The following is a 14,599-nucleotide window of genomic DNA, read 5'->3' on the forward strand; positions in this document are numbered from 1 at the left end:
CGCTGCGGGCGGCCAAGGCCGTCAGAAGGTCACCGTCAGCGCCTCCGTGATCCGGCGGGCGGCGCGGCGGGCCTCGGTCGCCGGGTCGGCGCCGGAGAGCACCTTCGTCATGTAGTCCTTGATCGGGTTGTCCGCCTCGACGGCGGCCCACTCGGGTGTGCTGGGGGTCGCGCGGCCTTGCGCGGCCCCCGCCGCCATGGCCGCGACCCCCTCCTCGCCGGTGACGGACTTCGCCAGCTTCGCCTTGTTCGGCACGTAGTTCATGCTGCGGGCGAGTTCGGTGTCCCACTTCGCGCCGGTCAGCGCGGCGACCACCTCGATCGCGCCCCGCCTGACGTCGGTGTTGCGCGGCACGACGAGGTCCGAGCCGCCCGTGAAGACCGCGCCGGGCCTGCCCGCGTTCTTCCCGGGCACGGGGAAGTAGCCCAACTCGCCCTCCAGGTCCGGATTCTGCTGCACCACCGCCCGGGCCAGTCCGGGCACGGCCACGATCTGCGCCACCTTGCCCGCGGCGAACACCCCGGCCTGGGGCGGGTGTTCCTCGTCCGCCGCCACGGGGCCGCCGCCGAGGGACTGGAGCCGTCGGTAGAAGTCCATGCCGCGCAGGGCGGCCCGGGTGTCGAGGGCGCCCTCCCAGCGGCCGCCGTCCTCGGTGGCGAGGTCGCCGCCCTCGTCCCAGACGAACCCGGCGAGCGTGTACCAGTCCTGCCCGGCCAGGTAGATGCCCTGGTTCCCGCCCGAGTTCAGCTTCTCGGTGGCGGCCAGCCACTCGGCGCGGGTGTCCGGCGGTGCGGTGACGCCGGCCTGCTCGAAGAGGTCCTTGCGGTAGATCACGACCCGGTTCGCCGCGTACCAGGGGATGCCGTACTGGTGGAAGCGCTGCTGCCCCGGTTCGGCGAGGCCGGGCAGCCAGTCGTCCCGGCCCCATTTCGCGGCGGACTCCAGGGTCAGGTCGAGCAGTCCGTGCCCGTCGACGTACTGCGGGACCTGGGTGTTGCCGACCTCGATGACGTCCGGCCCGTTCCGGTCCTCGGCCTCCAGCGCGGCCTCCACCTTGCCGCCGATCCCGGTCCACTCCTGGATGCGGAGGTCGAGGTCCAGGTCCGGGTGGCGGTGCTCGAAGTCCTCGGTGAACCGGTCCAGGAACTCCTGCGACGCACTGTCCTTCATCAGCCACACCGTGACCGTCCGGCGGTCGGGTCCCCCCGTCCCCGGCAGCACGCCACAGGCGGTGAGGAGGCAGGCGGACACGCAGAGGAGGGCGAGGAGGCGATGTCTCACGGGGGTCCTGTTCTGCCCGGCGGACAGGGCGAGGGGCCCGACGTGGGGGACGAGCGCGGCGCTCGTGCGGGTGTCCCGGATTTTGGTATGGACCAATGCGGAGGGTCAAGGGGGTCCGGGCGGAAGCAGCCCGTCCGGTCCGACGCCTCGCGCTCCGCCGCAGCTTGGGGCACGGTGGAGTGACGCGTGACACACGTGACGAGGCCGTCACGGTCGAGAGGAGCACCCTGATGTCGAAACACACCTACCGGGTCACGGAGATCGTCGGCACCTCGCCGGACGGCGTCGACGACGCCATCCGCAACGGCATCACCCGCGCCTCGCAGACCCTGCGCAACCTGGACTGGTTCGAGGTGACGCAGGTGCGCGGCCAGATCGAGAACGGCGACATCGCGCACTGGCAGGTGGGTCTGAAGGTCGGCTTCCGTCTGGACGAGTCGGACTGACGGCCGGACGCCCTCCGCACCGGGCCGCGCCTTCCCGTACGGCCGGCCCTCAGGTGCGGTCGGCCCTCAGGTACGCCCCTCGCGCTCCTGCGCCTGCTCCAGCGTGTCCGAGGGAGCCGTCCAGCGCGCCAGGACGACGGCGAAACCGGCCCGTCGGGCGTCGCCGCACACCAACTCGTCGTCGTCCACCAGGACGCGCACCTCCCGGTCGCGGGCCAGTCGGCGCAGCACCTCCAGCTTGGTGCGCCGGGCGGGCCTGCGGTCGTCGTTGCGCCGCATGTGGAGACGTCCCTCCGGCAGTCCCTGCGCGGCGAGCCACTCCAGCGTGTCGCGCCGGCAGCGCTCGGGCCGGCCGGTGAGGTAGACGATCTCGCACTCCTCTGCGCGGGCCAGCACCAGCGCGACGCCCTCCGGGATCGGCGGGTCCTGCGGCGCGGCCGCGAAGAACGCGGCCCAGTCGCGCGGGCTGCGCTCCAGGAACCGCTGCCGATGGGCCGTGTCGGCGAGGGTGTTGTCCAGGTCGAAGACGGCGAGGGGCCGCTTGCTGCTGTCGGTCACGCCGTCCACCCTAGACAGTCGCCCCCGGCCGAGCGGCCCCGCCCGGTCTGCCCCGGCCGGGCGAACACACCGCAGCTCGTGCCGGTCACCGTCGACGACGTCCGTCGTGTCGTCCCCGGTACCTGGTGAAGGCGGGACCGCGCGGTCCGCCGCTCCTCGAGGGCTGACTCGCGTCGACCCGGCGGGTGATCCCGCGCACGGCGTCACGCGGTGCGGAATCCAGCGGGCCCCGCGGTGTTGAACTCTGTATGAGCTCCGTCATCGCTTCGGCCCGCTTCTCCGTCCTCGACCGCTCGCGCACCCGCGAGGGCCACACCGGCGCCGAGGCGCTCCGGGACACCGTGCGGCTGGCGCGGGAGGCGGAGGCGCTGGGCTACCACCGGTTCTGGGTCTCGGAGCACCACGGTGTGCCCGGGGTCGCCGGATCGGCGCCCACCGTGCTGGCCGCGGCCGTGGCCGGCGCGACGGACCGGATCCGGGTCGGCACCGGCGGGGTGATGCTGCCCAACCACCGGCCCCTGGTCGTGGCGGAGCACTTCGGCGTCCTGGAGTCGCTCTTCCCCGGCCGCGTCGACATGGGCCTGGGACGCTCGGTGGGCTTCACCGACGGGGTGCGCAGGGCGCTGGGACGGGACAAGGACGACGCGGACGACTTCGCGGGGCAACTCCAGGAGCTGCTCGGCTGGTTCCTCGGCAGTTCGCCGACGGGGGTGCACGCGCGGCCCTCGGAAGGGCTGACCGTGCCGCCGTTCGTGCTGGCCATGGGCGAGGGCGCGGAGATCGCCGCCCGCGCGGGGCTGCCGATGGTCATCGGCGACCTCCGCGACCGCGAGAGGATGCGGCGCGGCGTCGACCGCTACCGGGCCCGCTTCCGGCCCTCCCCCTGGGCGTCGGAGCCGTACGTGGTCGTCTCCGGGACGATCGCGGTGGCCGGGACGCCCGAGGAGGCACGACGGCTCCTGGTCCCGGAGGCCTGGTCGATGGCGTACTCACGCACCCACGGCACCTTCCCCCCGCTGCCGCCCGCCGAGGAGGCCGAGCTCCGCGCGATGACCGCGAAGGAGCGCGGCTTCTACGAGTCCGGGCTCACCGGCCACCTCGCGGGCACCGAGGAGCAGGTCGCGGACGGGCTGGAGACGCTGCTGAAGGAGACGGAGGCGCAGGAGGTCCTGGTGACCACCAGCACCTACGACCGTGCCGCGCTGCTGGACTCCTATCGGCGGCTCGCCGGCATCGTGCGCGCGGAGCGCGGCGGGGGCCGGCCGGCCGCCACCCGCGCAGCTCACCGGGCGTCGCACACCCCGCGCGCATAGGATCGTGGGGTTTGTCCCGCCCGGCGGAAGCCGCACAACCGAAGACCCGCACAGCCGAAGACCCGTACGGAGTTCCCCCATGCCGAGCCCACCCGAGCCGCACGGCGGCGAGCCGTCCACGAAGGACGGGTACATCCGGGTCCGGGGAGCCCGCGAGCACAATCTCCAGGGCGTGGACGTCGACGTCCCGCGCGACGTGGTGGCCGTGTTCACGGGGGTGTCCGGCTCCGGGAAGTCGTCGCTGGCGTTCGGGACGATCTACGCGGAGGCCCAGCGCCGGTACTTCGAGTCGGTCGCGCCGTACGCACGGCGGCTGATCCACCAGGTCGGCGCGCCGAAGGTCGGCGAGATCACCGGACTGCCCCCGGCGGTCTCGCTCCAGCAGCGCCGCTCGGCGCCCACCTCGCGCTCCTCGGTGGGCACGGTCACGAACCTGTCGAACTCGCTGCGGATGCTCTTCTCCCGCGCGGGCGACTACCCGCCGGGCGCGGAGCGCCTCGACTCGGACGCCTTCTCCCCCAACACGGCGGCCGGGGCCTGCCCCGAGTGCCACGGCCTCGGCGAGGTCCACCGCACCACCGAGGAGTCGCTGGTACCGGACCCGTCGCTGTCCGTCCGCGAGGGCGCGATCGCCGCCTGGCCGGGCGCCTGGCAGGGCAAGAACCTGCGGGACATCCTCGACGCGCTCGGTCACGACGTCGACGTCCCGTGGCGCGAACTGCCCGCCGGGCAGCGGGAGTGGATCCTGTTCACGGACGAGCAGCCGGTGGTGACGGTCCACCCGGTGCGGGACGCCGACCGCATCCAACGCCCTTACCAGGGCACCTACATGAGCGCCCACCGCTATGTGATGAAGACCTTCGCGGACTCCAGGAGCCAGACCCTGCGGGCCAGGGCGGAACGCTTCCTGACGGCCGCCCCCTGCCCGGCGTGCGGTGGCGGCCGACTGCGGCCGGAATCCCTCGCCGTGACGTTCGCGGGCCGGACGATCGCGGAACTGGCCGCGCTGCCGCTGGCGGAACTGGCCCAGCTCCTCGAGGGGACGTCCGAGACGGCCCGCGTCCTCACCGACGACCTCAGGACCCGGATCGCCCCCGTCCTCGAACTCGGACTCGGCTACCTCGGCCTGGACCGCGCCACCCCCACCCTCTCGGCGGGCGAGCTGCAACGGCTGCGGATCGCGACACAGCTGCGCTCCGGACTGTTCGGCGTGGTGTACGTGCTCGACGAGCCGTCGGCGGGACTGCACCCGGCGGACACGGAGGCGCTGCTCACGGTGCTGGAGCGGCTGAAGGCGGCGGGCAACTCGGTGTTCGTGGTGGAACACCGGCTGGACGTGATGCGCGCCGCCGACTGGCTGGTGGACGTGGGCCCCCGGGCGGGCGAGCACGGCGGGCGGGTGCTGCACAGCGGCCCGGTGGCGGCGCTGGCGTCCGTCGCGGAGTCGGCGACGGCACGCTTCCTGTTCGGCCACTCCCCGGCGCCCGTCCGCGAAGTCCGCACCGCCCGGGGCCGGTTGACGATCGGTCCAGTGACCCGGCACAACCTGCGCGGGGTGACCGCGGAGTTCGGCCTCGGCGTGTTCACGGCGGTGACCGGTGTGTCGGGCTCGGGAAAGTCCACGCTCATCGGGGAGATCACGGAGGACCTGCCGGGCGTGGGCCGGCTGGTCGCGGTCGACCAGAAGCCGATCGGTCGCACCCCGCGCTCGAACCTGGCGACGTACACGGGCCTGTTCGACGAGGTCCGCAAGGTCTTCGCGGCGACGGACGCGGCCCGGGCCAGGAAGTACGGCGTCGGCCGGTTCTCCTTCAACGTGGCCGGAGGGCGCTGCGAGACCTGTCAGGGCGAGGGGTTCGTGAGCGTCGAACTCCTCTTCCTGCCCAGCACGTACGCGCCCTGTCCGGACTGCGGCGGGGCCCGCTACAACCCCGCGACACTCGAAGTGACGTACCGGGACCGGAACATCGCGCAGGTGCTGGACCTGACGGTGGAGTCGGCGGCGGACTTCTTCGCCGACGTCCCGGCCGTCTCGCGGAGTCTGGCCACCCTCCTCGACGTCGGCCTCGGCTATCTGCGCCTCGGCCAGCCGGCCACGGAACTCTCCGGCGGTGAGGCCCAGCGCATCAAGCTGGCCGCCGAGTTGCAGCGGGGCCGGCGTGGTCGCACGCTCTACCTCCTCGACGAACCGACGGCCGGCCTGCACCCGGCCGACGTCGAGGTCCTCATGCGGCAGCTGCACGGCCTGGTCGACGCCGGACACACGGTGATCGTCGTCGAGCACGACATGTCCGTGGTGGCGGGCGCCGACCGGGTGATCGACCTCGGGCCCGGCGGCGGCGACGCGGGCGGACGGATCGTGGCGACGGGGACGCCGCAGGAGGTGGCGGGGGTCCGGGAGAGCGCGACGGCGCCGTATCTGCGCCGGGTGCTGGGCACGCGCCGCTAGCCGCGCTGCTCCCGCCAGGCCCGGTGGTGGTCCACCAGGGTCTCCTCGATCGGACGGTAGGTGAGGCCCAGTTCCTCGGTGCTTCTGCGGTTGTCGACGCGGAAGCGGATGCCGAGGTGGCCTCGGATGTACTCCTGGGAGAGGCCGAAGGCGGGGCCGAGAATCCGCACCGGCCAGTGCGGGAGGGCGGTCCGCGGGAGGCGCCGGTCGCGCGGGTGGTGCTTGAGCAGGGCTCTCGACATCTGGTGGAACGAGGTCATCTCCCGCGCCGCGACGATGTAGCGGCCGTGCGCCCCGGGGTGTTCCGCCGCAGCGATGTGGGCGGCGGCGACCTCGCGGACGTCGGCCGTGGTGAAGCTGAAGTCCGGTGCGCCGTAGAAGAAGTAGCCCTTGAAGAGCTCGTCCAGGAGGAAGAGGCTGCCCGAGTCCGAGCCGGGGGTGAGGGAGGGGCCCAGGATCAGGCCGGGGTTCACGGAGACCATGCGCCAGCGGCTCTGGGCGGCCTCCGCCTCCCAGGCGGCCCGCTCGGCCACCGTCTTGGCGTAGTGGTACGGGTTGTTGTCGACGGTGCTGGTGGTGTTGAAGTACTTCTCCGACAGGGTCTGGTCGTCCATCTCCCGTACGTCGGCGTAGTCGCCGAAGATCGCGCCCACCGTGGACGTGAGGACGAGGCGCTCGACGGACTCGGTGCGCCCGATCGACGCCACGACGTTGCGCGTGCCGGTCAGGGCCGGTTCCACCACGTCCCGTCGGCCGTCCTTGATCTTCTCCGGCATCAGGAAGGGCGAGGCCACGTGGAAGACCACCGCGCAGCCCTTCATGGCCTCGTCGAAGGAACCCTCCGCCAGCAGGTCCGCCTCGAAGAGGTCGAGGCGGCCGGGATGGGCGTCCCCCAGGGCGCGCAGGGGCCGGCGCTTGGCCGCGTCCGCCGTGGCCCGCACGGTGGTGCGCACGTGGTAGCCGCGCTCCAGGAGCTGCTGGACGAGATGGGCGGCCACGAAGCCGCTGCCTCCCGTCACCAGTACCGTCCGGCCGGCCGGGCTTCCGCTCACGCGCACGCTCCCCTCAGAGGTCAGAGGTCAGAGGTCAGAGTGCGTCATGATTCCATCAAGACGCCCCGACAGCCCCCCGCTCACCGGGAATTCGTCCGGCGTCGGCCTGCACGCCGGCTCGCTCACCGGCATTGCGGGGCACCCGGCGGCGACCGCCGAGGCGGTGGCCGGCCGGCCCGGACAGGCCGACGGGCCGGCCGAGCGGGGCGACGGGACGCCCCTCCCCCGCTTCGCCCCGCACCCGGGCGGCGGCGGCCGCGGCCAGCGCCCTGCGGTCCGGGTGGCTGCCCGGCGCGAGCGCGGGCAGGACCTCGACCTCCGCCACCAGGCCGCGCGCCGACACGACCCGCCACAGCGAGGCGAGCAGCGGGTCGTCGCCGACGAACGCGGTCACGGTGCTGGCCGCCCCGGCACGGTCCCGGTAGCGGATGCGCACGGGCTGGACCGGCACCCGGGCGTCCAGAGCGGCCTGGAACACCGCCCGCCGGAAGTGCCCCTGGGCGCGGCCGCACCAGGTGCTCCCCTCCGGGAACACCGCCACCGCCCGCCCGGCGCGCAGCGTTTCGGCGATCGCGGCGACCGTCTCGGGCAGCGCCCGCAGCCGGTCACGGTCGATGAACAGCACACCGCCGCGCGCGACCATCGCGCCCGCCACCGGCCACCTGCGGATCTCGTCCTTGGCGAGCATCCTGGCCGGGCGGACGGCGGCCAGCAGCGGGATGTCCAGCCAGGAGATGTGGTTCGCGACCAGCAGCAGCCCGGTTCCGGTGGGCGCGGTCGCGCCGGTCACCCGCACCCGCACCCCCGCCGCCCGCACCACGGTCCGGCTCCACCACCGCACCACCCGGGACGGGAACCGTCCGCCGACCGGCGCCAGCACCACCCCGACCAGGACCAGCACGACCACCGCCGTGAGCCGCAGCGCGGCCCGCGGGACGGCCGTGAGGGACACCGTCGCCTCCACGCACGCCCGCGGGGTGCAGGGCGCGCTGGGCAGCCAGACGCTCATCAGGCCGGGACGAGGGAGAGGAAGTGCCGCAGATAGCGCGCGTTGACGCGGCTCATCGGCAGCAGCACGTACAGGTCGGCGACGCCGAAGTCGGGGTCGTGGGCGGGCTCCCCGCACACCCAGGCGCCGAGGCGGAGGTAGCCGCGCAGCAGGGCCGGGAGTTCGGTGCGGGCGGCCGGGACGGCGTCGTTCGGGGTCCAGGGCCGCAGGGGCCGTACCCGGTACTCCGGCGGGGCGAGGTGCTTGTCGCGCACCCGGTCCCAGGTCGCCGTCGCCAGGGTGCCGCCGTCGGCCAGCGGGATGGAGCAGCAGCCGGCCAGCCACTCGTGGCCGCGGTCCACCATGTAGCGGGCTATCCCGGCCCAGATGAGCCCGATGACGGCGCCGTCGCGGTGGTCGGGGTGCACGCACGAGCGGCCGACCTCGACCAGGCCGGGCCGGATCGCGTCGAGCGGGCTCAGGTCGAACTCGCCCTCGGAGTAGAGCCGTCCGGCGACCGCGGCCCGCTCGGGCGGCAGCAGCCGGTAGGTGCCGACCACCTCGCCGGTGGCCCGGTCCCGGATGAGAAGGTGATCGCAGTACGCGTCGAAGGCGTCCGTGTCCAGGCCCGGTTCCGGGCCGTCGAGCCGGGCGCCCAGCTCCCCGGCGAACACCTGGTGGCGCAGCCGCTGCGCGGCCCGGACGTCGTCCTGGTCGCGGGCGAGCGACACGAGATAGCCGGCACCGCCGGGCGGGACGGCGAGAGCGGGGGGTGCGACGGGCATGGCGGTCATGGAGGTCTCCTGCGCCGGGCGGAAGAAGCATGGGGACGGTGCACGGGGATACGCACCTGCTTTCTTCCGCGCCCGGCTGGCCTCGGCGTGACCGGCACGGGGCCCGTGGATGTGCGGCTGCTGAATGCCGGGAGTCACCGCCCGCCCGGCATCGCGCATGCCTGGCGGGGCCGGGGATGAGCACCACTCCCGGCCCCGCCCGTCCGCACCTCGTCGGCGAACGGCTCTTGTCGAAGCGGGCGTCGGGGCGACCCCCCAGAGGCGCGGGGAACTGCGCGACCGGCCCGAACGGACCCGCGGCCCGAAACGACGCTCCGCCCTACGGCGCTACCGCTTCGTGACCTTCCGAGCGGCCCGCAGCCACTCCTTGTTCATACCGGTGATGGACACCAGCGGGATGCCCTTCGGGCAGGCGGTCGCGCACTCGCCCGCCAGCGTGCACCCGCCGAACCCCTCCTCGTCCATCTGCGCCACCATGTCCAGCACCCGGGTCTCGCGCTCGGGCGCGCCCTGCGGCAGCACGTTCAGGTGGTTGACCTTGGCGGAGGTGAACAGCATCGCCGCGCCGTTCGGGCAGGCGGCCACGCACGCCCCGCAGCCGATGCACTCGGCGTGCTCGAAGGCGAAGTCGGCGTCGGGCTTGGGCACGGGCGTCGCGTGCGCCTCGGGGGCGGCGCCGGTCGGGGCGGTGACGTAACCGCCGGCCTGGATGATCCGGTCGAAGGCGCTCCGGTCGACCACCAGGTCCTTGACGACCGGGAAGGCGGCGGCCCGCCACGGCTCGACGTCGATCGTGTCGCCGTCCCGGAAGGACCGCATGTGCAGCTGGCAGGTGGTGGTCCGCTCCGGCCCGTGCGCGTCGCCGTTGATGACGAGCGAGCACGCGCCGCAGATGCCCTCGCGGCAGTCGTGGTCGAAGGCGACCGGGTCGTCGCCACGCAGGATGAGCTCTTCGTTGAGGGTGTCGAGCATCTCCAGGAAGGACATGTCGGGTGAGATGCCGTCCACCTCGTACGTGGACATGGCGCCGTCGGCGTCCGCGTTCTTCTGCCGCCAGACGCGCAGGTTGAGCCTCATGCGTAGCTCCGCTGGGTGGGATGGACGTACTCGAAGACCAGGTCTTCCCGGTGCAGGGCCGGGGCCTCGCCCGTCCCGGTGAACTCCCAGGCGGCCGCGTAGGCGAACGCGTCGTCGCGCCGGGCCGCCTCACCGTCCGGGGTCTGCGACTCCTCGCGGAAGTGGCCGCCGCAGGACTCGGCGCGGTGCAGCGCGTCGAGGCACATCAGCTCGGCGAGCTCCAGGTAGTCGACCACGCGGTTGGCCTTCTCCAGGGACTGGTTGAACTCCTCGCCGGTGCCGGGCACCTTGATGCGCCGCCAGAACTCCTCACGGATCTGCGGGATGCGTTCGAGGGCCTTGCGCAGACCGGCGTCGGTGCGGGCCATGCCGCAGAACTCCCACATGAGTTCGCCGACCTCGCGGTGGAAGGAGTCCGGGGTGCGGTCGCCGTCGACCGAGAGCAGCAGGTTGAGGCGGTCCTGGGTCTCCGCCAACACCTCCTGGACGACGGGGTGTTCGTCGGTCACCTCGCCCTGGTGCGGGTTGCGGGCGAGGTAGTCGTTGATGGTGGCCGGGAGCACGAAGTAGCCGTCGGCCAGCCCCTGCATCAGCGCGGAGGCGCCGAGGCGGTTGGCCCCGTGGTCGGAGAAGTTGGCCTCGCCGATCGCGAACAGGCCGGGGACGGTGGTCTGGAGGTCGTAGTCGACCCACAGGCCTCCCATCGTGTAGTGCACGGCCGGGTAGATCCGCATCGGCACGGTGTAGGGGTCCTCGGCGGTGATCCGGGCGTACATGTCGAAGAGGTTGCCGTACTTCTCCTCGACCGCTGCCCGGCCCATCCGCCGGACGGCGTCGGCGAAGTCCAGGTAGACGCCCTGGCCGCCGGGTCCGACGCCCCTGCCCTCGTCGCAGACGTTCTTCGCGGCGCGGGAGGCGATGTCGCGGGGCACGAGGTTGCCGAAGGACGGGTAGACGCGCTCCAGGTAGTAGTCGCGCTCGTCCTCGGGGATCTCGTTCGGCGGACGGGTGTCGCCGAGCGCCTTCGGCACCCAGATCCGGCCGTCGTTGCGCAGCGACTCGCTCATCAGCGTCAGCTTCGACTGGTGGTCGCCGGTGCGCGGGATGCAGGTCGGGTGGATCTGCGTGAAGCAGGGGTTGGCGAAGTACGCGCCTCGCCGGTGCGCCCGCCAGATCGCGGTGGCGTTGGAGTTCATGGCGTTGGTCGACAGGTAGAAGACGTTGCCGTAACCGCCGCTCGCCAGGACGACGGCGTCCGCGAAGTACGTGTCGATCCTGCCGGTGATCAGGTCGCGCGCCACGATCCCGCGGGCCCTGCCGTCCACGACGATCAGGTCGAGCATCTCGGTGCGCGGGTGCATCTCGATGTTGCCGGCGGCGATCTGCCTGCTCAGGGCCTGGTACGCGCCCAGCAGGAGCTGCTGGCCCGTCTGGCCGCGGGCGTAGAAGGTCCGCGAGACCTGCACTCCGCCGAACGAGCGGGTGTCGAGCAGGCCGCCGTACTCCCGTGCGAAGGGGACGCCCTGGGCCACGCACTGGTCGATGATCTCGACCGAGATCTGCGCGAGCCGGTGCACGTTGGACTCCCGGGCCCGGAAGTCGCCGCCCTTGACGGTGTCGTAGAACAGCCGGTGGATGGAGTCGCCGTCGTTGCGGTAGTTCTTCGCCGCGTTGATGCCGCCCTGGGCGGCGATGGAGTGGGCGCGGCGCGGGGAGTCCTGGTAGCAGAACTGGACGACGTGGTAGCCCTGTTCGGCGAGGGTGGCGCCGGCCGAGCCGCCCGCGAGGCCGGTGCCCACGACGATGACCGTGTGCTTGCGTCGGTTGGCCGGGTTGACCAGCTTGGCCTCGAAACGGCGCTTGTCCCAGCGCTCGGCGACGGGGCCGGAAGGGGCCTTGGTGTCGACGACCGGCTCACCGGTCCGGTAGTCCGCGTAGGGGGAGAAGGCAGTCATGTTCAGCTCACCACTCCGGTCATGACGCCCACGGGTACGGCGAGGAAGCCGGCCGTGAGCAGCAGCGCGAGGACGTCGGCGACGGTCTTGAGGGCGCGGTCGCGGGTGCGGCTGCCGACGCCGAGGGTCTGGGCGGCGCTCCAGAAGCCGTGCCGGACGTGCAGGCCGACGGCGAGCATCGCGACGATGTAGATGACGTTGCCGTACCAGGTGGAGAAGGTGTCCACGACGTTCTGGTACGGGTGGCCCGCCTGGAAGCCGCCGCTGTGCACGGTGCCGGTGGTCAGGTCCAGGATGTGCCAGACGATGAAGAGGGCGAGGATGATGCCGCCCCAGCGCATGGTGCGGGTGGCGTAGCTCGCCCGCGCCTTCCTGTGCACGTACTTGCTGGGCCGCGCCTTGATGTCGCGGCGGCTGAGCTGGTACGCGGAGACGGCATGGGCGACCACCGCGACGACCAGGACGACGCGCACGAGCCAGAGCGTCCACCCGTAGTGCATGAACGGTTCGCCGACGGTGCGCAGCCAGTGGGCGTAGTGGTCGAACTCCTCCGCGCCGAAGAAGATCTTCAGATTGCCGATGACGTGGACGACCAGGTACAGCAGCATGATCATGCCGCTGACCGCCATCACCGTCTTCTTGCCGACGGAGGAGTCCCACACGGTGCGCGCCATGGACGGCCGTCGGCCCGTCCGCGTTGCCAGAGCCATGGGTCAAGACGCTAGGGCCGGACCACCCCATCGGTCCAAGACATGGTTGGCCTTGATTCCATAGCCTCCGACTATCGCCGACGTAGTCTTGGGGCATGCAGTTCCAGCAGCTCCAGTACTTCGTGGCGGTCGCCGAGACCCGGCACTTCACCCGGGCCGCCGAGCTCGTACACGTCGCGCAGCCTTCGCTGTCGCAGCAGATCAAGGCGCTGGAGCGGGAGTTGGGGGCGGATCTGTTCCTGCGGGCGCGCGGCAACATCACCCTCACCGACGCGGGCGAGGCGCTGCTGCCGCTCGCGCGGCGCATCCTCGCGGACACCGAGACCGCACGGTACGAGGTGCAGGAGCTGGTGCAGCTGCGCAGCGGGCGGGTGCGGCTCGGAGCGACGCCGAGTCTGTGCACGGGTCTGCTGCCGGACGTGCTGCGCGCCTTCCACGACCGCTATCCGGGCATCCGGCTGCTGATCGAGGAGGGCGGCTCGCACGACCTCGTCCGGGAGCTGGCCCGCGGCGCCCTCGACCTCGCTCTGGTCGTCCTGCCGCTGCCCACCCCGTCCCCGGCCCTGACGACGGTGGAGCTGCTGCGCGAGGACCTGGTGGTGGTGTCCTCCCCGGAGGCCTCGCGGCCGGGGAACGGGCGGCGGACCGTGCGGATCGCCGACCTGGAGGGTGAGCGCCTGGTGATGTTCCGGCACGGCTACGACCTGCGGGAACTGACCGTGGCCGCATGCCGGGCGGAGGGGTTCGAGCCGGACTTCGCGGTGGAGGGCGGGGAGATGGACGCGGTGCTCGGCTTCGTGCGGGCCGGACTGGGAGTGGCCGTCGTGCCCCGGATGGTGGCCGCCCGGTCGGGCCGGGGACTGCGGGTCACCCCGCTCGCCCGACCCGGTCTGCACCGCGCGATCGCCCTCGCGCACCGCAGCGACGTGGCCCCGCCCCGGGCGGCCCGCGAACTCCAGCGGATGCTGCTGGAGCGATGAGGCCGCGTTCCGCTCCGGTGACCTTCCGGTGACCTTCCGGTGCCAAATTCCTCCACAGTGCCCTCCGCGATCGACGCACGGCAGGCCTGAGAGGAATGCGCCGTATGTCATGAGATAGATGGGTGCCGGACGGCCGCCGGGGCCGCCGGAAAGTGAGGTGACCGAGGTGGCCGATGCCTCCGAGGGTGTGCAGTCCGACGAGAGTTCCGTCGAGCGCGGGGGCTACCAGCAGGAGCTGAAACGGTCGCTCGGCTCCTTTCAGGTGTTCGCGATCTCGTTCGCGTTCATCTCGGTGGCGGTCGGCATCTTCGGGACGTACGACGACGTGTTGCAGAACGCGGGGCCGGTCGGGCTGTGGCTGTGGCCCGTCGCCGCGGTGGGGCAGACCCTGGTGGCGTTGGTGGTCGCGCAGCTCGCCGCTCGCATTCCGCTCAGCGGCTCGTCCTACCAATGGGCCTCTCGGCTGGCCAACCCGAAGATCGGCTGGGGCTTCGGCTGGCTGACGTTCTGTTACCTGGCGATCGCGGTCGTGGCGGTCGACGACGCACTCGCCAGTCAGGCGTTCATACCGCTCTTCGGCATGCAGCCGGACGAGGACACGGCGCGACTGATCACGCTCGTGGTGCTGCTCGTCCAGGCCGTGCTGACCGTGGCCTCGACGCGCATCGTCAGCCTGATCAACACCGCCGCGGTGGGGCTCGAGATGGTGCTGGTCATCGTGGTGGGGATCGCGCTCGTCATCGCGGTGGCGGTCACGGGTGACGGCACGCCCGCCAACCTCGCCTCGCGCGGTGTCACGTCGCACGCCCACAACTATTTCGGCGTGGGCGGCGGGCTAATGGCTGCGATGATCATGGGCCTCGCTACGCTCGTCGGCTTCGACGCCGCGGCGAACCTGGCCGAGGAGGCCAAGGATCCCTACCGGAGCGTGCCGCGCGCGATCGTGGGATCCGTCGTGGCCGCCGGGCTGCTGGGCATGCTGTTCCTGATCTCCCT

The 14,599-nt window shown here is 72.5% G+C and carries 12 protein-coding genes and 1 pseudogene; 5 read left to right on the top strand and 8 right to left on the bottom strand.

The genetic code is table 11. The features are described from left to right. Positions 1-21 precede the first annotated feature (21 nt). The gene (locus ACIRPU_RS18455) at positions 22-1,281 is read right to left on the bottom strand and encodes an extracellular solute-binding protein (protein ID WP_403868138.1); all 1,260 of its coding nucleotides are present in this window, start codon (positions 1,279-1,281) and stop codon (positions 22-24) included. Between the two features lie 230 nt (positions 1,282-1,511). On the opposite strand from ACIRPU_RS18455, the gene ACIRPU_RS18460 reads away from it, so the two are divergent. Next, positions 1,512-1,727 (top strand): dodecin, encoded by a 216-nt coding sequence (locus ACIRPU_RS18460; protein WP_351756939.1) that lies wholly within the window; start codon positions 1,512-1,514, stop codon positions 1,725-1,727. 66 nt (positions 1,728-1,793) lie between these two features. Here ACIRPU_RS18460 and ACIRPU_RS18465 read toward each other — a convergent pair whose 3' ends face one another. Continuing rightward, positions 1,794-2,285, bottom strand: a complete 492-nt coding sequence (locus ACIRPU_RS18465) for a hypothetical protein (protein ID WP_403868142.1) — start codon at positions 2,283-2,285, stop codon at positions 1,794-1,796. 248 nt (positions 2,286-2,533) lie between these two features. On the opposite strand from ACIRPU_RS18465, the gene ACIRPU_RS18470 reads away from it, so the two are divergent. Then, positions 2,534-3,598 carry an LLM class flavin-dependent oxidoreductase gene (locus ACIRPU_RS18470; protein ID WP_403868145.1) on the top strand — a complete coding sequence of 355 codons (1,065 nt, stop codon included), beginning with the start codon at positions 2,534-2,536 and terminating at the stop codon, positions 3,596-3,598. Between the two features lie 79 nt (positions 3,599-3,677). Then, positions 3,678-6,047, top strand: coding sequence for an ATP-binding cassette domain-containing protein (locus ACIRPU_RS18475; RefSeq protein ID WP_403868148.1), 2,370 nt, complete (start codon positions 3,678-3,680; stop codon positions 6,045-6,047). Here the strand turns inward: ACIRPU_RS18475 and ACIRPU_RS18480 are convergent. From ACIRPU_RS18480 to ACIRPU_RS18505, 6 genes are all read right to left on the bottom strand, one after another. Beyond that, on the bottom strand, positions 6,044-7,099 hold the full coding sequence (locus tag ACIRPU_RS18480; RefSeq protein ID WP_403868151.1) for an NAD-dependent epimerase/dehydratase family protein: 1,056 nt from the start codon (positions 7,097-7,099) through the stop codon (positions 6,044-6,046). The two genes, ACIRPU_RS18475 and ACIRPU_RS18480, sit on opposite strands and share 4 nt — an antisense overlap. A gap of 55 nt (positions 7,100-7,154) precedes the next feature. Next, positions 7,155-8,108: a lysophospholipid acyltransferase family protein gene (locus ACIRPU_RS18485; protein WP_403868154.1), complete on the bottom strand. Its 954-nt coding sequence runs from the start codon at positions 8,106-8,108 to the stop codon at positions 7,155-7,157. Next, positions 8,108-8,881 carry a GNAT family N-acetyltransferase gene (locus tag ACIRPU_RS18490; protein ID WP_403868157.1) on the bottom strand — a complete coding sequence of 258 codons (774 nt, stop codon included), beginning with the start codon at positions 8,879-8,881 and terminating at the stop codon, positions 8,108-8,110. The genes ACIRPU_RS18485 and ACIRPU_RS18490 overlap by 1 nt, the downstream gene beginning before the upstream one ends. Before the next feature lie 327 nt (positions 8,882-9,208). Then, the gene (locus ACIRPU_RS18495; protein WP_230196666.1) at positions 9,209-9,958 is read right to left on the bottom strand and encodes a succinate dehydrogenase/fumarate reductase iron-sulfur subunit; all 750 of its coding nucleotides are present in this window, start codon (positions 9,956-9,958) and stop codon (positions 9,209-9,211) included. After that, positions 9,955-11,913 carry a fumarate reductase/succinate dehydrogenase flavoprotein subunit gene (locus ACIRPU_RS18500; protein ID WP_403868160.1) on the bottom strand — a complete coding sequence of 653 codons (1,959 nt, stop codon included), beginning with the start codon at positions 11,911-11,913 and terminating at the stop codon, positions 9,955-9,957. The genes ACIRPU_RS18495 and ACIRPU_RS18500 overlap by 4 nt, the downstream gene beginning before the upstream one ends. A gap of 2 nt (positions 11,914-11,915) precedes the next feature. Next, positions 11,916-12,587 carry a succinate dehydrogenase gene (locus ACIRPU_RS18505; RefSeq protein ID WP_403868730.1) on the bottom strand — a complete coding sequence of 224 codons (672 nt, stop codon included), beginning with the start codon at positions 12,585-12,587 and terminating at the stop codon, positions 11,916-11,918. A 131-nt stretch (positions 12,588-12,718) separates the two neighbouring features. On the opposite strand from ACIRPU_RS18505, the gene ACIRPU_RS18510 reads away from it, so the two are divergent. Both ACIRPU_RS18510 and ACIRPU_RS18515 read left to right on the top strand, forming a co-directional pair. Continuing rightward, positions 12,719-13,603, top strand: a complete 885-nt coding sequence (locus tag ACIRPU_RS18510) for a LysR family transcriptional regulator (protein WP_267023204.1) — start codon at positions 12,719-12,721, stop codon at positions 13,601-13,603. Between the two features lie 118 nt (positions 13,604-13,721). Next, a pseudogene (locus ACIRPU_RS18515) lies at positions 13,722-14,558 on the top strand (APC family permease); the annotation flags it as partial. Positions 14,559-14,599 lie beyond the last annotated feature (41 nt).

The organism is Streptomyces sp. NPDC102259, assembly GCF_044766465.1.
GTDB lineage: Bacteria > Actinomycetota > Actinomycetes > Streptomycetales > Streptomycetaceae > Streptomyces.